This window comes from Roseibium salinum (assembly GCF_026240905.1).
GTDB lineage: Bacteria > Pseudomonadota > Alphaproteobacteria > Rhizobiales > Stappiaceae > Roseibium > Roseibium salinum.
Window position 1 is genome coordinate 3,432,799 of the sequence record NZ_JAPEVI010000003.1, and the last position, 19,001, is coordinate 3,451,799.

General features: G+C 64.0%; 18 protein-coding genes. 4 read left to right on the top strand and 14 right to left on the bottom strand.

Annotated elements, in window-relative coordinates; translation table 11 throughout:
• Positions 1-240: 240 nt before the first annotated feature.
• The 11 genes from ON753_RS20420 to ON753_RS20470 form a co-directional block, all read right to left on the bottom strand.
• Positions 241-1,644, bottom strand: coding sequence for a TRAP transporter large permease (locus ON753_RS20420; RefSeq protein ID WP_265964922.1), 1,404 nt, complete (start codon positions 1,642-1,644; stop codon positions 241-243).
• A 9-nt stretch (positions 1,645-1,653) separates the two neighbouring features.
• A complete protein-coding gene (locus ON753_RS20425; protein ID WP_265964923.1) occupies positions 1,654-2,274 on the bottom strand; it encodes a TRAP transporter small permease in 621 nt (206 codons plus the stop codon).
• 128 nt (positions 2,275-2,402) lie between these two features.
• Positions 2,403-3,410, bottom strand: a complete 1,008-nt coding sequence (locus ON753_RS20430) for a DctP family TRAP transporter solute-binding subunit (protein ID WP_265964924.1) — start codon at positions 3,408-3,410, stop codon at positions 2,403-2,405.
• A 270-nt stretch (positions 3,411-3,680) separates the two neighbouring features.
• Positions 3,681-4,595 (bottom strand): RNA polymerase sigma factor SigJ, encoded by a 915-nt coding sequence (gene sigJ / locus ON753_RS20435; protein WP_265964927.1) that lies wholly within the window; start codon positions 4,593-4,595, stop codon positions 3,681-3,683.
• 1 nt (position 4,596) lies between these two features.
• Positions 4,597-5,028, bottom strand: a complete 432-nt coding sequence (locus ON753_RS20440) for a carboxymuconolactone decarboxylase family protein (protein WP_265964929.1) — start codon at positions 5,026-5,028, stop codon at positions 4,597-4,599.
• A gap of 121 nt (positions 5,029-5,149) precedes the next feature.
• Positions 5,150-6,484: a sigma-54-dependent transcriptional regulator gene (locus tag ON753_RS20445; RefSeq protein ID WP_265964932.1), complete on the bottom strand. Its 1,335-nt coding sequence runs from the start codon at positions 6,482-6,484 to the stop codon at positions 5,150-5,152.
• A 5-nt stretch (positions 6,485-6,489) separates the two neighbouring features.
• A complete protein-coding gene (locus tag ON753_RS20450) occupies positions 6,490-8,274 on the bottom strand; it encodes a sensor histidine kinase (protein WP_265964934.1) in 1,785 nt (594 codons plus the stop codon).
• A 48-nt stretch (positions 8,275-8,322) separates the two neighbouring features.
• Complete coding sequence (modC, locus tag ON753_RS20455; protein WP_265964936.1) at positions 8,323-9,435, bottom strand: molybdenum ABC transporter ATP-binding protein; 1,113 nt, start codon at positions 9,433-9,435, stop codon at positions 8,323-8,325.
• Positions 9,428-10,135, bottom strand: coding sequence for a molybdate ABC transporter permease subunit (gene modB / locus ON753_RS20460; RefSeq protein WP_265964938.1), 708 nt, complete (start codon positions 10,133-10,135; stop codon positions 9,428-9,430). Before modB ends, modC begins: the two co-directional genes overlap by 8 nt.
• A gap of 23 nt (positions 10,136-10,158) precedes the next feature.
• On the bottom strand, positions 10,159-10,920 hold the full coding sequence (gene modA, locus ON753_RS20465) for a molybdate ABC transporter substrate-binding protein (protein ID WP_265964939.1): 762 nt from the start codon (positions 10,918-10,920) through the stop codon (positions 10,159-10,161).
• Positions 10,921-11,031: 111 nt separating this feature from the next.
• The gene (locus ON753_RS20470) at positions 11,032-11,898 is read right to left on the bottom strand and encodes a hypothetical protein (protein ID WP_265964940.1); all 867 of its coding nucleotides are present in this window, start codon (positions 11,896-11,898) and stop codon (positions 11,032-11,034) included.
• Between the two features lie 493 nt (positions 11,899-12,391).
• Between ON753_RS20470 and ON753_RS20475 the strand changes: the two genes are divergently transcribed.
• Entirely contained in the window at positions 12,392-12,853 is a 462-nt protein-coding gene (locus tag ON753_RS20475) for a DUF1203 domain-containing protein (protein WP_265964941.1), read from the top strand.
• A 227-nt stretch (positions 12,854-13,080) separates the two neighbouring features.
• Positions 13,081-13,914, top strand: coding sequence for an isocitrate lyase/PEP mutase family protein (locus ON753_RS20480; RefSeq protein ID WP_265964943.1), 834 nt, complete (start codon positions 13,081-13,083; stop codon positions 13,912-13,914).
• A gap of 24 nt (positions 13,915-13,938) precedes the next feature.
• Here ON753_RS20480 and ON753_RS20485 read toward each other — a convergent pair whose 3' ends face one another.
• The gene (locus ON753_RS20485) at positions 13,939-15,138 is read right to left on the bottom strand and encodes a citrate/2-methylcitrate synthase (protein WP_265964945.1); all 1,200 of its coding nucleotides are present in this window, start codon (positions 15,136-15,138) and stop codon (positions 13,939-13,941) included.
• A gap of 46 nt (positions 15,139-15,184) precedes the next feature.
• Between ON753_RS20485 and ON753_RS20490 the strand changes: the two genes are divergently transcribed.
• Entirely contained in the window at positions 15,185-16,288 is a 1,104-nt protein-coding gene (locus ON753_RS20490) for a citrate synthase/methylcitrate synthase (RefSeq protein ID WP_265964946.1), read from the top strand.
• An 84-nt stretch (positions 16,289-16,372) separates the two neighbouring features.
• On the opposite strand, the gene ON753_RS20495 is transcribed toward ON753_RS20490, so the two are convergent.
• On the bottom strand, positions 16,373-17,110 hold the full coding sequence (locus ON753_RS20495; protein ID WP_265964947.1) for a tellurite resistance TerB family protein: 738 nt from the start codon (positions 17,108-17,110) through the stop codon (positions 16,373-16,375).
• Positions 17,111-17,252: 142 nt separating this feature from the next.
• Between ON753_RS20495 and ON753_RS20500 the strand changes: the two genes are divergently transcribed.
• Entirely contained in the window at positions 17,253-17,792 is a 540-nt protein-coding gene (locus ON753_RS20500; RefSeq protein WP_265964948.1) for a hypothetical protein, read from the top strand.
• 56 nt (positions 17,793-17,848) lie between these two features.
• On the opposite strand, the gene ON753_RS20505 is transcribed toward ON753_RS20500, so the two are convergent.
• On the bottom strand, positions 17,849-18,871 hold the full coding sequence (locus ON753_RS20505) for a GlxA family transcriptional regulator (RefSeq protein ID WP_265964950.1): 1,023 nt from the start codon (positions 18,869-18,871) through the stop codon (positions 17,849-17,851).
• Positions 18,872-19,001: the final 130 nt, after the last annotated feature.

Genomic DNA, 19,001 nt, shown 5'->3' on the forward strand with positions numbered 1-19,001 from the left:
GGGCCGGCTCCCGCGGGAGCCGGCTTTTTTGTGCGCCGCCTCCGCTTTTCCGACCTCATCCTGAGGAAGCGCGAGAGCGCTGTCTCGAAGGATGAGCCGCTTGCCCCGGTGTGTGCCGCCCATCCTTCGAGACGCGAGCAAGCTCGCTCCCCAGGATGAGGTTGAAGTGGCCGCAACGGCGCAAAGAAAAGCGGCGGCCCCGAAGAGCCGCCGCCTGAAGTTCCGATAGGGTCCGGGCCGTTACCGGTTTGTTATGATCTCCGGCCCCATCAGGCTGTAAGGCAGCCAGGTGGACATGGCGGGGATGTAGGTGACCAGGATCAGGAACAGGAACAGGATCATCACGAAGGGCAGCGCCGCCCGGACGACCTGCACCAGACTCATGCCCGTTATCCCCGACGTGACGAACAGGTTGAGCCCGATCGGCGGCGTGATCATGCCGATTTCCATGTTCACCACCATGATGATGCCGAGATGGACGGGATCGACGCCCAGTTCCATCGCGATCGGGAAGACCACCGGCGCCACGATCAGCAGCAGGCCGGACGGTTCCATGAACTGACCGCCGAGCAGCAGCAGAATGTTGACCGCGATCAGGAAGGTGAACCAGTTGAAGCCGGCGCCGATCATCCAGTCGGTGATCGCCTGCGGAATGCGCTCGGATGTCAGGACGTGCGCGAACAGCAGGGCGTTGACGATGATGAACATCAGCATGATCGTCGTCTTGGCCGCGTCCGTCAGGACCTTCTTGGTATCAGCGTGGAAGCAGCCGGGCAGGAAGTAGACGATTGTCAGCCAGACGTTCCGGAAGATCGCTGACGGGATGCTTTCGCCGTCCTTGCGCATCGGCACGTCCTTGAGCGGCCCCATGTCGCGATAGATGAATATCGCGATCAGGAACGCATAGACCGCCGCCACCGCCGCAGCCTCGGTCGGGGTGAAGATCCCGCCATAGATACCGCCCAGGATGATGACGATGAGCAGCAGTCCGAAACCGGCTTCCGCGCCGGCGCTCAGGATTTCCCCGAAACCGGCGAAGGGCTGCTTCGGCATGTTCTTTATGCGGGCATTGATGTAGATGGCCGCCATCAGCATCAGGCCGGCAACGAGGCCGGGAATGACGCCGGCCAGGAACATGCGGCCTACGGACACGTCCGTGGCGGCGGAATAGACCACCATGACGATGGATGGCGGAATCAGGATGCCGAGCGTGCCGGCATTGGCGATGACGCCGGCAGCAAAGTCCTTGGTGTAGCCGACCTCACGCATACCCGCGATGGCGATGGTGCCGATGGCCACCACGGTTGCCGGAGACGATCCGGAAAGCGCGGCAAACAGCATGCACGAGAACACCGCCGCGATGGCAAGGCCGCCGCGGAGATGGCCGACGCAGGCGATCGCGAAGCGGATGATGCGCCGGGCAACGCCGCCGGTGGACATGAAGGCCGATGCCAGGATGAAGAACGGGATCGCCAGGAGCGTGTAGTTCTGCGACGCCGTGAACAATTGCAGGGCGACCGACGACAGGGAGTCGGTGGAGAAGAAGACAATTGCCAGAACGCTCGAAAGACCGAGGGAAATGGCGATGGGTACGCCCAGGAACAGAAAGCCCAGGACGAGGATAAAGAGAATTGCAGCTTCCATATGCCCGCCTCAGCCTTTCAGAACGTCTTTGTTTTCAGCAACGAGATCTTCCGCCTCATGGGCGGCGATCATCATTTCGCGCTGACCGGTAATGATCTGCCAGGCCGCCTGAATACAGCGGAACAGGAGCAGGGCAAGGCCGACGGGCAGGATAAGATAGGCGATCCAGCGCTGGACGCGCTCCTGCGTGCCGAATGCTTCGATGATGGGATCGGGATAGCGCAGGTCATCCAGACCGATGCCGATCTTGTACATCTTCATCCAGTAGTCGATGGCGCCGCCCCGGGTCTCAAGACCGAAGATGTGCAGCCACTCGGACCACAGCAGCGTCAGGGCATAGACGGCACCGCACACGGCGCCGAAGACCGCCGCGGCGCGGAACACCGGCTTCGGAAACAGGCGGATGGCGGCATCGACCCCGAGATGGGAGCCGACTTTCACGCCGTAGCTCATGCCGAACAGGATCAGCCAGGCGAACAGGATACGTGTGAATTCCAAGGCTCCGGTCCAACCGGAGTTAAACCCGTATCGTGCCACCACCTGGGTGAAGGATACGATGGTCATTGCCGCCAGAAGCAGGGCCAGAACCCCCTCTTCAAAGCGCGTGACCCAATTGTCGACGCGTTGCATTCGTTTCCCCCGCAATAGGCCTGCCGGATTGTTCTTGTCTCGACGGCCTCAATGAGGGCAGGCCGCCGGACCTTTGAAGAAGGGCCGGTCGAACCGGCCCTTCACTTGCAGTCTTGTGATCCGAAAAATCAGCTCGCGTTGTTGGCCGAGACAGCCGAATCGATCAGGTCCTTGCCGATATCGCCTTCGAACTTGTCCCAAACCGGCTTCATCGCGTCGACCCAGGCCTTACGCTGTTCCGGGTTCAGCTCGCGGATCGTGGTGCCGGCATCGAGGATGCGCTGACGGTTCATGGCTTCTTGTTCGGCCACGTTTCCGTTTGCAGTTGCAGTGACCTCTTCGACGATGGTCACGAACTGGTCACGGACGTCCGGCTCCAGGCTGTTCAGCCACTCGTCGGAGGTGACAAGCAGATAGGCGAGAAGCTGGTGGTTGGTTTCGGTGATACCGTCCTGCACCTCGAAAAACTTCTGGGTGTAGATATTGGACCAGGAGTTTTCCTGACCGTCGACAACACCGGTCTGCAGGGCGCCGTAGACTTCCTTGAAGGCCAGCTTCTGGGCGTTTGCACCCATGGCTTCGATCATGGCAACGGCCACGTCGGAGGTCTGCACGCGGAACTTCAGGCCCTTGGCATCCTCAGGCACCAGAAGCGGCTTGTTGGCCGAAAACTGCTTCAGTCCGGAACTCCAGTAGCCGAGGCCCTGGAAGCCGTAATCGGTCATGGAGTTCAGGAGGCCCTTGCCGTCTTCACCGGTGGTGAAACGGTCAACCGCCTCAAGATCCTGGAACAGGAACGGCAGGTCGAACAGGCGGAACTTCAGCGTATAGGCTTCGAACTTGGAGAGCGAAGGGGCTGCGAGCTGAACGTCGCCGAGGAGCAGGGCTTCCATGACCTTGTCGTCGTCGAAGAGCTGCGAGTTCGGGAACACCTGCATGCAGGCCTTGCCGTCCATTTCGCTGTTCACGCGCTCGGCCAGCAGGGTGGCCGCGTCGCCTTTCGGGTGGCCGGTCGCGGCAACCACGTGGCTGAACTTGATGACGATTTCGCCGTCATCGCAGGATTCAGCCGCAAAGGCATTGGCGGACAGGGCAAAGGATGCTGCGGTTGCCGCAGCAACTACGAATTTTTTCATTGGATGTCCTCCCAGACATTTCAGTATGACGGCCATTCGGGCCGGACAGCGCAGTGGCTGGTCGGCGCATTCATCGCAAGGGTCGTGCCAACTGCCGCACGCTTCTCGAAAAGCGCGCGTTTCCGCAGATTAGCAAAAAACGGGAAGAGCCGCCATCAGGGCAACCGCCGCGAAACTGGGTGGAAGGCGACACATGGAGAGGACGGCGATGTGTCGAGATCGACACACTTGCCCGCTCGATCGGCAATAATTTCGGAAAGCGCAAGCGTGTCAGTGCGAGAGCGCACCGCTCTCGGGATGGTGGCGCAGGGGCGCCGTCAGCCTGTTCAGCTTTTCCGGATTGCGGATGATGTAGACCTGATCGATCTTGCCGTCTTCTGAATAGCCCAGTGTCAGCGCCGTCGCGACCCGCGACCCCTCGTAGACGACAAGGCCGCGAATGCCGTTGATGTCCAGGAAGTCCCAGCGATCGCCCGCCCACAGTCGGCCGAGAATCCTCGAGATATATTTGTTGATGGTCGCCGCGCCTTCAAGGGTGCGCCTGAGCGCCGTGGTCTTGCCGCCGCCATCGGTCTGAAGCCGGACCGATTCCGCCAGAAGGCCGGCCAGATGGTCGGTCGACCCGGTTTCGAGCGCGTTGACGAATGCCGTCAGATAGCGGTTCTGATGGTCGGCCGGCGGAATGAACCGGGCGACCGGGTTCGTAATGTGCCTGGCGGCCCGGGAGACGAGCTGCCTTGCGGCCGTCTCGCTGATTCCCAGGGTGAGGGCGACTTCGGCGTGAGGCGTGCCGAAGACTTCGTGAAGCAGATAGGCGGCGCGCTCCTTCGGGGACAAGCGCTCCAGAAGCAGCAGAAATGCCGTGGTGAGCGACTGTGCCCGGTCCAGATCGCTTTCCGGAGTCGTCCCCAGCTCGATATGAAGCGGCTCGGGGATCCACGGGCCGACATAGTCGACCCGCTTCTTGTGCGCCGATTTCAGGAGATCCAGACAGCGGTTGGTGCAGACGGTCGTCAGGAAGGCGTCCGCATTCGAGATGCCGGCCGTGTCCGCGTCCTGCCACTTCAGAAAAGTGTCCTGAACCGCATCCTCGGCATCCGCCATGGATCCGAGCATGCGGTAGGCGAGGCCGAGCAGGCGCGGGCGAGCGGTCTCGAATGTTTCGCGGTCTGAAAGTCCGGTCATCTCAGTGGTTCGACACCTGCACGCGGTTCCACACGTTGATCATGGCGACGGCCGCGGTGATCGCGCTGATCTGTGCATCGTTGAAGTGCTTGCGCAAATCCTCGCGCAGGCGGCCATAATCGGTTTCGACGTGAAGGTTGGTCAAGGCTTCCGTCCAGGCAAGGGCCACCTTTTCCGCGGGCGTGTAATCGTTCACGTGCCGCCAGACGGTCAGGCGCTGGATCCGTTCGTGGCTTTCGCCGTCCTCGAGCGCTTCCTTCGTGTGCATCTTCACGCAGAAGGCGCACTGGTTCATCTGCGACGCGCGCAGATCGACCAGGTGACGTAGCTTCGGCTCGATCTCGGCATTGCCGATCTCTTCGGCTGCCGAAACGAAGCGCTTCACGATGGCGGGGACCAGTTCGTAGAATTTAACAGGGTTCGAAGTCGTCATCAGTATCTTCCATCAAAAGGTCAAAGGGAGTGACACAGTGATGACGACCGGAGCTTCCGGTTTGTGACACGGCAGGCGAAGATTTTTTACCCCTCAAGGGCACCGCGGTCCCCGGCAGCTCTCAGGCCGTCAGCGCCTCATCCTTGCCAAGGCCGTATTTGCGCATCTTTTCGTAGAGCGCCTTGCGGGAGAGGCCGAGGTTTTCGTAGGTCGGCCTGATCGCGCCGCCGTTGCGCTTGAGCTCGGCGGCAATCAGGGCCCGTTCATAGGACGCCACCTGATCGAACAGGGACGACCCCGAACCGGCTTCCGGCCGGGAGACCTGTTCGAGACCGAGCACGAAACGGTCGGCGATGTTGCGCAATTCGCGGACGTTTCCGGGCCAGTCGCGCGACATCAGCCCGACCAGATAGTCCTCGCTCATATCGGGGATTTCGCGCCGGTAGCGGGCCCGCGCTTCCACCGCCAGGTGCTGGAACAGCAGGGGAATGTCCTCCAGCCGCTCGCGGAGCGGCGGAATTTCGACATTCACGACGTTGAGCCGGTAGAAGAGGTCCAGGCGGAAACGTCCCTCCTTGCCGGCCGCTTCCAGATCCTCCTTGGTGGCGGCGATGAAACGGACATCCAGCTCGATCGGCTTGTTGGAGCCGAGCCGTTCGATGGTGCGGGTCTCGATCACCCGCAGGAGCTTGACCTGCAGTTCCAGCGGCATCGATTCGATCTCATCGAGAAACACCGTGCCGCCATGGGCATGCTCCAGCTTGCCGATGCGCTGGCCGCTGGCGCCGGTAAAGGCCCCCTTTTCATGGCCGAAGAGCTCCGATTCGATGATTTCCGCCGGCAGGGCGCCGCAATTGAGGGCGACGAACGGGTTGATCTTGCGCGGACCCTCGTCATGCAGCGCCCGGGCGACCACCTCCTTGCCGGAGCCGGTTTCGCCCAGGATCAGAATGTCGGCATTGGTTCCGGCCAGGGCCATGACGTTGCGGCGCAGCAGTTCCATGGCCGGCGTGCGGCCGACAAGGCGGCTTTCCAGCCCGGTCCGGTCGGCCAGTTCCTCGCGCAGCTTCCGGTTTTCCAGCACCAGCCGGCGCTTGTCGAGCGCCCGCTCCACCACGGAGGCGAGGCGGGAGACGGAGAAGGGCTTTTCCATGAAATCATAGGCACCCGCGCGCATGGCCTCCACCGCCAGCGGCACATCTCCGTGGCCGGTGATGAGCACCACCGGGAGGGCCGGGTCGATTTCGAAGGCGCGTTTCATGACCTGGAAACCGTCGGTGCCGGGCATGCGGATATCGGTCACCAGCACGCCGTAGAAGCTCCGGTTGATGCGCTCCAGGGCCACTTCCGGAGTGCCCGTGGCAAACACCTCCTGTCCGGAGAGTTCCAGCCCCTGCGTCAGGGAGCCGCGCAGGTCCGCTTCATCGTCAACCAACAGGACGGTTGCCTGATCCATTTGCCTTATTCCGCCGCTAATATGCGTTCATCCGCCAGCGGCAGACGCATGGTGAACTCAGCGCCGCCGCCCAGCCGGTTCGCCGCCTTGAGCGAGCCGGAGAAGTCGTGGACGATCTTATAGGCAATCGACAGGCCGAGCCCAAGCCCCGCTCCCACATCCTTCGTGGTGAAAAACGGGTCGAAGATCTGCGGCATGGCCTCCTCATCGATTCCATGCCCGTTGTCGCACACGGTCAGGACCGCGTCTTCACCCTCCTGCCGCAGGTGGAGCCGGACGTGCGGTGCCGGGCTGGCGGCCGCGGCATCCAGAGCGTTGGACAACAGGTTGATGATCACCTGCTCCAGGCGGATGCGGCCGCCTTTGACGATAAGATCGTCTTCCGGCAGGAAGAGGCCCAGCTTCACCTTGCTCTGCTTGATCTGCGGCTGCAGCAGCAGCATGGCCTCGTCGATCACCTGGCGCAGGGACACCGGCTTGATGTCCGTGCCGGACTTTCGGGTGAAGCCCTTCAGCGTCTTGGCGATTTCCGCCATGCGGGTCACCATGCCGCCGATCCGGGTCAGATTGGCCTGCGCCTCGGAAGCGCGGCCGCGGTCGATCAGCATGCCGGCGATTTCCGCGTCGGACCTGATGGCGGCGAGCGGCTGATTGTATTCATGGCTGAGAGCCGCCGACATGCGCCCGAGCGTTGCCAGTTTCGCCGCCTGAACCAGTTCGGCCTGGGTCAGCCGGAGGTTGGCTTCCGCCTGCTCACGCTCGCGAACCTCCTGTTCCAGCATCGCATTCGCCTTGCGCAGATCGGCCGTGCGGCTCTTGACCCTGCGCTCCAGCCGCAGCGCAGCGGCGCGGGTGCGCCTTTCCTGACGGAGGAATTCCTCCCGCCGGGCAATCAGCAGCCAGATGCCGCCGGCGGCAATCACGCAGACCAGAAGCGCAACCAGCATGGCCCAACCCGAACGCTGCCGCGCGTCCTCGACATCGACGAGCGTACGGACCGTCCAGCCGAGAACCGGCAGGTCTTCGGTCAGTTCCATGTGATAAGACGCGGTGCCCGCGATCGGCAGCAGCAGCTCCAGGCGCCCGGGCAGCAGCAGATCGGCAATATTGTGCCCGGCATCGATGTCGGCGAAGGAGTTGCCGCGCCACGCCGGAACATTGGTGACGACGACCCGGCCGAGCCCGTCCAGGGCAACGATCGGATCCTTGCTCAGCGCCCAGGCCTGTTCGACATCATCAAGACTTACCCTGACGGCAAGCACGCCGATAAGCGTGCCGTCGCGGCGCAAAGGCGATGCGAAGACATAGTTCGCCAGGCGTTCGGGTGTTCCGGGGATCAGCTGGCGGCCGAGCTGGCCCCGTTTTGCCTGTTCGAACGCCCGGGGGATCTGCCGTGCATCTCCGATCGCTCCGGAGGGAACGCCCTCGTGGCTGGTGACGAGGACCCGCCCCGACGGATCCATCAGCCAGACCTCCTCGGCGCCCGACATGCCGGCGGCGATCGCGGCAATGCCCGGATCGGCGGGAATCCCGTTGGAGTCGAAGACCTGACCGATATCCGGACCGCGCGCCAAAAGGGGCGACAGCAGGCGGAACTTGTCGAGCAGGCGCTCCAGAACCGCCGTCTGGACCGCCAGGTTCGCATCGGCCCGGGTTTGCAATTCATCGAGCGTGATGCGCAGGCTGGCAAGGCCCGTCAGCCACATGATCGCCAGCGTGGCGATCACCATCGCCACGTTGATCCCCAGCTTCAGCTTGCGCCAGGTATGGCGCTCGGTCTTGCGTATCATCGTGCCAGTATAGTGCAGCCGCTGCCTCCGTGAAGCCAGAGCATTTCCCTATTGTGTCGTACCTGCGGCATCGGGCGGGGCAGGCGCGCGCTGCCGCCGGTCGATGGCCACGGACTTGATCAGAACGGTGACCGCCTTGCCCGGTCCCAGGTCAAGGTCGGCGACCGAGGCACGGGTGATGCGGGCGCGGATCGTCTGATCACCCACCGAGCAGAGGATTTCGGCGTATGGGCCGGTTTCCTCCGAGATGCTCTGGACCGTCGCCGGAAAGGCGTTGCGGATCGACAGCCCCTCGGGCGGCACGAGCGCAAGCGCGACGTCGCGGGCCCGGATGCGCAGCCTGACCGCGTCGCCCGGCTCAGCGGCCATATCAGGTATCTGAAGGACCGCGCCGCCGATATCGACATGCGTGAGATCCCACTCCGGATCAAGATGCCTGACGGTACCGTTGACGAGCGCGCTGGCCTCGTGGCGGCCGGTGGCCCGCCCCAGGTCCGTACGTGCAAGCATGTCGGCGACCGGCCCGAAGGCGAGCGTACGCCCGTTCGACACGATCACCAGCGTGTTGGACAGGCGCGCGACCTCTTCGATCGAATGGCTGACATAAAGGATCGGGATGCCCGCTTCCATGCAGAGCCGGTCGAGATAGGGCAGGATGTCGTTGCGGCGGGCCTGGTCCAGATTGGCCAGAGGTTCGTCCATGATCAGCAGCCGCGGGTCGGAGAGGAGGGCGCGGCCGATGGCGACACGCTGCTTTTCTCCGCCGGACAGGGTCTCCGGCTTGCGGTCCAGGAGCGCGTTCAGGCCGAGCAGATCGACCACCTCGTCGAAATCCCGCGTGCCGTGCCTGCGGCCCGCCCAGCGCGCATAGGTGAGGTTGGCCCTGACACTCAGATGCGGGAACAGCCGTGCGTCCTGAAACACATGGCCGATGCGCCGAGCCTGGACGGAGAGGTCGATGCCCCGGTCCGTATCGAAGAGAACCGTGCCGTTGACCGAGATCCGCCCCGCTGCCGGTTTGATCAGCCCGGCGATCATGTTGGTGAGCGAGGTCTTGCCGGCTCCGGACTGGCCGAACAGCGAGGTGACACCGCCCTGGCTCTCGAAACGGGCCGCAAGGTCGAGTTCGCCGACACGGCCGGCCACGTCGACATCAAGCATGGCCGCCTCCCATCCGCGCCCGCAGGCGCCGGGCGAGAACTTCCGAGGCAATGAGGGCGGCGAAGGCCACGACAGCGGCGATCAGGGTGAGCCTCAGGGCCGCAAGGTCGCCGCTCGGCGTCTGCGTTGCGGTATAGAGCGCCAGGGCCAGCGTGCGGGTTTCGCCCGGGATGTTGGAGACGAAGGTGATGGTGGCGCCGAACTCGCCCATCGCCTTGGCAAAGCCGAGTATCGCCCCGCCCAGGATGCCCGGAAGAGCCAGCGGAAGGGTGATCGTGAAAAAGGTAACCGCCCGGTGGGCGCCAAGGGACTTGGCGGCTTCTTCGAGCCTCGGATCAACAGCCTCGAAGGAGATCCGGATGGGCCGGACCAGCAGGGGAAAGGCCATGACCCCGGCCGCGAGCGCGGCGCCGGTCCAGTTGAAGGCAAAGCTTAGACCGAAAACCTCCGACAGGAAGCTGCCGACCGGCCCCTTGGGCCCGAAGGCGAGAAGCAGGACGTAGCCCGTCACCACCGGCGGCAGAACGAGCGGCATGTGGACAAGCGCGTTGACGAGCCCGTGGCCGGGAAACCGGAAGCGGGCCAGCAAATAGGCGACGAGTACCGCGAGCGGCAGGGTCACAAGCAGCGCCATTGCCGCCACTTTCAAGGTCAGCTGGAGGGCCTGCCACTCGTCGGGCTGGAGGTTGAAGAAATCCACGTGCGCTCAATTGGTAAAACTTGTCACTCGTTCTTATCGGTTACAAACCCGAGCGAACGCAAGACTTCTTCCGAGCGCGGACCGTCCAGGAAGTCCAGAAACCCCTGCGCGGACGGATGCGCCCGGGAGGTGGTCAGGGCCGCCAGATACCGGATGCGGGGATGGCTGGCCTGCGGCAGTTGCGCCACGACGGAGACCGCGGGCTCAATCGCCGCGTCCGTACTGTAGACCAGCCCGAGCGGAGTATCGCCGCGGGCGACAGAGGCGAGGGCGATCCTGACATTTTCCATCGGCGCCAGGTGGGGCGACACCGCCTGCCAGAGCCCCAGTTTCTCCAGCGCCGCCTTGCCATAGCGGCCGGCTGGCACCGTTTCCGGATCGGCGATTGCCATCCGGCCGCCATCGAGCACGGCGCGCAGACCTTCGGAGTCCAGCTCGATTGCCGGACTGCCGGACGGACCGACCAGAACAAGGGCGTTGGAGGCGATTTCGCGGATCGTATCGGCCCTGACCGCGCCTCTCTCGCGGACATAATCCATCCAGGCGGCATCGGCGGACACGAAGATGTCGGCCGGCGCGCCCGCTTCCACCTGCCGGGCCAATGTGCCCGTTCCGGCAAAGGAAAGCACGACCTGCGTGCCGGTTTGTTCTTCAAAGGCAGCGCCGATCCGCTCCATCGCCTCGCGCACGCTGGCGGCGGCAAAAACGGTGAGCGGCTGCTCGGCGGAGGCGGGCGCGAGACACGCCGGCAACAGGCACATGAAAACGAGCAGGCGGCGAAACATCTGTCTGACAATCCCATCTATCAACCATGCATGACGCCGGCCGAAACGGCATCCAATGGATGCTCCGGCGACGTCCTCACTATAGCGACGCAGCGCAGACGCGAAAGCCGTTTACGCAATCCTTACCGGGAGATGGCACAACTTCGCGATGCTCGAGTCAGGGGGCCGCCAGTGTCGAATCATGCCAGGCGCAGCCTGGAAGGAAGTTTCCGCTTCACCTACCGGGCGCTCCGCGACGTCTATCGTCCGCTCCGCAGCTGGATCGGCGCCGCCGTACTGTGTCTGTTCATTGCCATGGTCGCCACTGTGGCGCAGGTTTTCCCGCTGTCCAACTGGGACATGTTCGCCTATACCGCCACGGTTCTGGAGCCGGAGATTGCGGACCCGGCCGAGTTGCACCGGCAGGCCTATAACCTGGTCGAGGACAACGTCTCCGACGGCGAATACCTGACCCTGACCCGGGACCGCGCCTACCGCATCCGCCAGGCGGAAGATCCGGCCGCCTTCATGACCATGCTGGGCTTCTATCGGATCAAGATCCTTTACCTGGAAACCGCCCGTTTGCTGACCGGCTTCATGGATCCGGTCAAGGCGTTGCGGCTGATATCGATCGCCTCCGCCGTCGTCACCGGCGGACTGCTGCTGATCTGGCTCGCCCGCACTGGGACGCTGATGTACGGGCCCGTTGTCGTCGCTCTCCTGATCCTGTCCGCCTTCGGAGACGCGGCGCAGTTGCTGACGCCCGATCTCTACGCCACCGTGTTTCTGCTCCTGGGTGCGCTTTTCTACGTGGAGCGGCTGGACCTGCCGGCCGCGCTCAGCCTGATTGCCGCATTCCTGGTCCGGCCGGACCATCTGGCATTCATCGGCGTGTTTTTCGTTTTTGCGGCGATCTACGGACCCGGCCGCTGGAGCATGACCGGCTGTTTCGCAGTCTGTTTCGCCGCCTATCTGTGGCTGACGCGGGGCGCGGATCATCCCGGCTGGTGGGTCCACATGTGGTTCAGCCACGTGGAATATGTGCCGACGCTCGAGAACTTCGATCCACCGTTCTCGCTCCTGGTCTATCTGCAGATGCTGGTGCGCGCGATCGTCCGGTCGATGATGAGCGAGACGTGGCTTGCGCTCCTGTTAGCGCAGGTCGTGTTTTTCGCAAGATGCCTGTCACCGGACAAGATGGAGGAACGGCCGCGCGTGCTGCTCTACGCGGTGTTCGTCTCGATCTGTGCGAAATACCTGGTATTTCCGCACTACGATCTCGCGGTTCTACCTGCCGTATCTGGTGATCATGGGCATGATCCTTCTGACCGGCTGGCATCGCCAGCAAGCGGCAGGCAGCGCAGTGGGCGCACCGGTTCCTTCCACCTGACCGTCCGGCGGGCACAGGCGTTTTCCGGCACTCGCAAACCGGGTCGTCCGCGGCGGCGCGCCGGCATAGGGTCTCTTCGGATCATGCAGAGGAGACCAGCCCATGTTTCAGGTACATCCGCTTCCGGCGGAAACTTTTTCTCATCTCAGCGGTCTTTCGGAGGCCGAACGCACAGAGAAGAACATTCAGGTGCATATTTCCGACGGCCGTTTTCCCTGCCGCGTCTCGCTGGCGGACGCGCCCGAGGGCGCGCGGGTCTTCCTGCTCAACTACGAGCACCAGCCGAACCAGACGCCCTATCGTTCCAGGCACGCCATCTTCGTCATGGAAGGCGCGCAGGAAAGCCATCCGGAGCCGGGGACGATTCCAGCTTCGATCTCCAGCCGCCTCCTCTCCGTGCGGGCGTTCAACAAGCGCCACGACATCATCGATGCGGAGGTGATCGACGGCAAAGAGGTTGCCGGTCTGCTCCCGGCCTACTTCGCCAGGCCGGAGGTCAACTATGTCCACCTGCATTATGCGGGCCGCGGCTGCTACGCCGCGAAGGTGACGCGCGCGCCCTGACGAGGAACCATCCCGGAGCGGGCCGCGTTCGGGACGAACCATGTGTCCGGGAGCCCGCTTCGACCTCACCCCGCATTTGCGATCTCAACTGGCGCCCTGTTTCCTGATAGACTGGTTCTTCCGGTGACGGACGCCTTTTGGGATTGTTGCTCCCAAATGGAAATCGCTTTCGAATGTTACTTCAGGTAGCATTCTCTAGATACGCAACCACCTGGGAGACCTGCGCCATGCCCACCATCGAAGACCGCCGCGCCGCCTTCAAGGCACTGCACGAAGATCGCCGTGCCTTTCTGATGCCCAACCCGTTCGACATCGGCACGGCCCGCATCCTGGACGGTTTGCGATTCGATGCGTTGGCGACCTCGAGCGCCGGCTATGCCTGGACGCAGGGTGTCCAGGACGCGGAAGGGATGATCAGCCGGGAGGCGGCCCTCGCCCATGCGGCCGACATTATCGGCGCCACCAGCCTGCCGGTGAACGGCGACCTGGAAAACGGCTTCGGCGATAGCCCGGACGACGTGGCCGAAACGGTGAAGGGCGCTATCGAGGTGGGCCTCGCCGGATGCTCGATCGAGGATTACACGACCAGGCCGAACGATCCGTACTATTCCCTGGATGTTGCCGTGGACCGGATCAAGGCGGCGGTCGAGACAAAGAACAGACTGGCACCGGATTTCGTGCTGACGGCCCGCAGCGAAGGGCCGGTCCAGACGCAGTACGAGTTCGACGAGACCATCAAGCGCCTCAACGCTTTTGTGGAAGCGGGCGCCGACTGCGTCTATGCCCCGCAACTGAAGGACAAGGAGCAGATCGCCAAGGTGCTGTCCGCTGTCGCCGCTCCATTGAATATCCTGGCGGGCCGCAAGAATTTTCATCTGACCCGCAAGGAACTGGGCGACATGGGGGTCGCGCGCGTGTCCATCGGCGCCGGCCTTGCCCGCATCGCCTATGGCGCCTTCACGGCGGCGGCGGAAGACATGAAGGACAGCGGCGCCTTCGGCAGTTTCGACCGCGCACAAGGCACCCATGACTTTGAAGACTTTCTGAAATCGCGGCTTTGAACTGCCCGGCCATGCGGCCCCTTTTCATCCCGGCCGCACCCCGACATAGGCCGCGCGCGGGCGGATCTGCTCGTGGGCGGCATATTGCTCGAGCGCGTGGGCGATCCAGCCGGTGACCCGCCCGGCGCAAAAAATCATTTTTCCGGCATCCCTCGGCAGGTCGTAGGTTTTCTGCACCGCGGCCAGGGCGAAATCGATATTGGGCGACTGGCCGAAAAGGTCGTGAGCCACATTGACGACCTGCGGCAGGCGCTGAACGAAGGGGTTTCCCGTCTCCCTGCGGATAAGGATGTCCAGCAGACGGTCGGCCCGCGGGTCGCGCTTCCGGTAAACGGAGTGGCCGAAGCCGGGCAGCGTGTCGCCGCGGCCGAGCCGGTCCGCCAGAACCGCTTCGATATCCGTATCCGGCGTCACTTCCGCAAGCCAGGCCGCCACACGGTCCGAGGCCGCGCCGTGGCGCGGACCCGCAAAGGCGCCGAGGCCGGACAAGAGCGCGGCATGAAGCGGCGCCCTGGTGGAGGCCGCACAGCGCGCCGCAAAGGCGCTGGTGTTGAGTTCATGATCGGCCGAGAGCACCAGGGCCGCGCGGATGGCGTTCTTGGCGGAGGCCGAAACGCCGTACGCCTCGGCAAACTGGGTGTGGATGGGTGTCTCCACCGGGACCGTGTCCAAGAGCGCGGCGGTAGCGTAGCGCAACAGGGCCGCGCCCTTGATCTGAAGCAGCTTCGGCGCCTGGGTGTAAGCGGCCCTGTCCTGCAGGGGCCAGGCGGCCAGGGCCATCATCAGCCGATCCAGCGGCCGGAGGCCCGGCGGCAGGGCGGGCGGCTTTTCCGGTGCGCTTTCCGCAAAGGGATCCTCTTCCGAACCCCAGAGCAGGGTCGCGACGGTTTCCAGGGTCGAGTTTTCCGCAAGATCGGTCGCCAGACGGCCACGGTAGACCGGGCCATCGTCGGAAATCAGCGTCAGCTCGGTTTCCAGAACCGGGTCGCCGTTCAGCGGCCGCGTGCCGCTGTGATCCTCGGCGGCCCTGCGGCCCTTCAGGCGGCGGACATCCGCCGCATCGTAGCGGCGCCGCTTTCCGGAGCCGGCGACGGAGGAAATCAGCCCGCGGCTGACATACGCATAGAGGGTGGCCGGCTGCACGCCAAGTTCGGCGGCAGCTTCGCGGGCGGAGAGATAGATCGGCTTGGTCATGCATTGATTGTATTTATCAACATTGATCAATGCAATTTCTTCTCGCTATCTGGCGCAAAGCAGCAAGGAGACTATCATGACCGAAGCGCCAAACCCGGCACATATGACGCCGGACCCGACCGCGGGCCTGGAGGGCGTCGTCGCCGCCACAACGAGACTGAGCGATGTCGACGGCCGGAACGGCATTCTGATCCTGCGCGGCAAACGGATCGAAGAGCTTGCCGGCACGATGCCGTTCGAATCAGCGGTCCAGCATCTTTGGCAGGATCTTGATCTCGCCGGCGCCTCATCCCTGCCGCAGGCTTTCGGCGAAGCCCGCCGGGCCGCCTTTGCCGTAGTGCCTCTGCTGGAAACCGCCTCGCGGAACCTCACCGTCTTCGAACGCATCGAGTTGGGCCTTGCCGCCCTTCCGCTGACAGGCGGCCGGGGCGATGCGGTGGCAATCAGCGGCGGCCTTCCGGTGCTGCTGGCCGCATCCCACCGTATCGCCTGCGATGCTCTTCCCATTGCCCCCGACAGCACGCTGGAGACCGCGACGGATCTCCTGCGCATGCTGACGGGCGAATTGCCGCCGGCAGCGCACGCAGACGCCCTGAACCGGTATCTGGTGACGATCCTCGATCACGGGCTGAACGCGTCGACATTCGCCGCGAGGGTCATCGGCTCCACGCAGGCGGATCTGAAACAGGCGGTTCTCGGGGCGATGGGCGCCCTGAGCGGGCCGCTGCATGGCGGGGCGCCGGGTCCGGTGCTCGACATGATCGACGCCATCGGCCGTCCGGAGAATGCGGAAAGCTGGATTACGGCCGCGCTTGCCCGCAAGGAACGCCTGATGGGCTTCGGCCACCGGATTTACCGCACCCGGGATCCGCGCGCGGACGTGCTCACGGCCGGCTTGCGCCTGCTTGGGCCGGACAATCCCAAGGTCCGCCTTGCGGAGGAGATCGAGGCTGCCGCCCTTGCGGCGCTGAAACGGGCAAAGCCCGACCGGCCGCTCGACACGAATGTGGAGTTCTACACGGCGGTCCTGCTCGACGCGATCGGCGTCGACCGCTCGCTGTTCACCCCTCTCTTCGCCGCCGGCCGCACGCCGGGCTGGTGTGCCCATGTGCTGGAACAGCAGCAAAGCGGCAAACTGATCCGGCCGTCGTCACGCTATGTGGGGCCGACGCCGGCATAGCGGCGGGCCGAAGCAGGGACCGCCCCGGGCGACACATGCCCGGGCGGGCGGTTTTGGCGGGTAGAGGGCGGTAGCGGTTTTCCCTCAACCCGCTGTCTCGGCTTCGCGCACGGCAAGCTCGATTTCCTCGACCAGTCCGCTGTCCAGGTCCAGCCGGGCGGCGAGCATCTGCAGGTAGGCCTTTTCCGCCGGATGGTCCGGATCGATGGCGAGGCGGGAGGCGGCATAAAGTTCCGCGGCCGTTTCCTCGCAGGTGGCGCTGGCGACGACCCTGTCGAGGTCGAGCGGCGCGCGCAGTTCGTCCATCAGGAAGGCCTTGGCTTCGCTGTCGAGGCCGGCTTCATCGATCCTGGCAAAGATCCGGTCCTGCTCGTCGCGGTCGATGTTACCGTCCGCCTTGGCTGCCGAAATCATGGCCGTCAGCAGGGCCAGGGCGAACTGGTTTTCGCCGCCGGGCTGGCGGGCCGGGTCGAAGGCGGTGCCGCGCGGAGCTTCCACCGGGATCGGCTCATCTTCCGGATAATGCGGCCTTGGCTGGTTCTGCTGGTTGGCGCGGTGTCCCTGGTAGGCCTTGTAGGCAAGGCCCGCCACAAGCGCGAGGCCGCCGTAAGTTACCGCCTTCTTGCCGATCTTCCGGCCGGTCCTGGTGCCGAGCATCAGGCCGGCAAGGCCGCCCAGCGCCAACCCGCCGCCCTGTGACGACAAGAGATCCTTGCCCTGGGACAGCAGGTCCCCCGACCGGCCCTGCCCGCCCCGGCCGCCGTACTGACCTCCGGCCTGGCCGCCCAGAAACTGATCCAGCAAAGATTTTGCGTCAAACATGTCCGGCTCCTTAAAAAGGCCCTGAAACGGGCAAAGTCGTTCTATCAGATGGGATCTTATGACCACGCTGCAAGTTCGCGTTACAAATGCGTCCATTCCGGCGGCCCGGAACTTTGCCTGCGCGACCTATGCGAGGACCGTCTTGAAACTCAAAACTCCAGTCCGGCAGCTCGTTCTGTGGTGCTGCCTCGTCCCGGTGATTTCGGGAGGCTCACCCGTCAACGCCCTCTCGCTCAATGATGAATCGGACACCTACCGGAAAATCTGGCGCGAGGATCTCGTGGACGCCTATGCCGAAACCCTGGCGGCCGCCGGCGAAAGCACGACCGGAAACTTCTTCATCTTCAGCATCAAGGGCTGCTCGCCCGACGATGCCCCCGACCAGCAACTTTATATCCACTCCGTGCAGGACCGAGGTCTGCCGCGCGGCAGCGAATTTCCGACTTTCGTGCTCACCACAGGCAGCGATCCGGAAAAGGCGAGTCTTGCCTACAAGACCTATGCGGGAAAACGCATTTATCTTTCCAACATGATCAGCTGCGAGAAGACCAGGTGCCTCCTGTCGGCGAAGAAGGGCTTCTCCGACATCTGCCTTGCCGACACGTTCGGAAACCCGGCCCCGGATCTTCCCGGCTTGCGCAAGGATTTCTGGACGGACCTGCTGGGTGTACTGGGACTCTGAAAGTTCCCTCCCCGGTCGTACCCGGCCAATCACCGCAGGCGACCAGGCACTTCACCTCAATCTTCAGCCCCGTTCTCGGAAATCGGCCGGGCATAGTCGGGGATCCTGAAGCGGCGGCGGTAGTCGCCGGGAGAGATGCCTGTCAGGCGCCGGAACAGGCGGCTGAACGAGGAGGCATCCTCGTAGCCGACCTCGCGGCCGATCGCATCTACCGGCGCGGAGCCGGTCTCGAGCATCTGCTTTGCCTCCTCGATGCGCAGCGCCTGAACGTAGGCCAGCGGAGAATAGCCGGTGGCCGCCTTGAAGCGGCGGTCGAACGTGCGCTTGGGCAGGCCCGATACGCGCGCCACTTCGTTGACCACGTCGGCGCGCTCGTAGTTCTGTGCAATCCAGGTCTGGCATTTGAGAATGACGGCGTCGGCATGGACGACATTGACCGCCATCGAGGCATAGGGGAGCTGTCCGTCGCGGTGCCACTGGTAGAGGAAGAACCTGGACATGCGGATCGCTTCCTTGCCGCTCCCATAGCGGGCGATCAGGAGCAGTGCGAGGTCCTGCCATGACGAAGCACCGCCGCAGGAGATGATGTTGTGGCCCTCGCCGGATTGGACCAGGATACGGTCCTCATGCAGGCGGACGTCGGGGAACTCCTGGCGGAACACCGGCACATGGCTCCAGTGCGTCGTCGACTCGCGCCCCGAGAGCAGACCCGCCGCAGCCAGGACCAGTGAACCGCCACAGGCGGAACAAATCAGCGCGCCCTTTTCGTGCATCTTCGCAACCCAGTCGATGACCCGGCGATCGAGGGCGTGAAGCTCCTCGGGCGTCGACACCACGGGGTTCGGCACGAAGACGATATCGGTCTCCTCGATGTCGTCGATCGAGTCCTGCGGAATGATGCTGACGCCGGTGATGAGTTCGAGCGGTCCGTGCTCGGCCGCGACAATGCGCGGCTCGAAGAGCGGCTCGTCCGGGGGATTATTCGAAAACTTTCCCGCCGCCCAGAGCGTATCGAAAACGCCGTAGATGATCGACGGGTCGCACTCCCGAAAGACCACGATGCTGACGCGCTTCGGCACCGTTTGCCCTCCTGATTGGCCCAACTCGCACGGTTCCGGCCATTCTGCCTCTCTCGCACCCGCCGCGCCACGTCTAATTTCGCGCCCGATGTGTCAACGGCACGGCCGCATCCCGAAAAGACACTGAAAG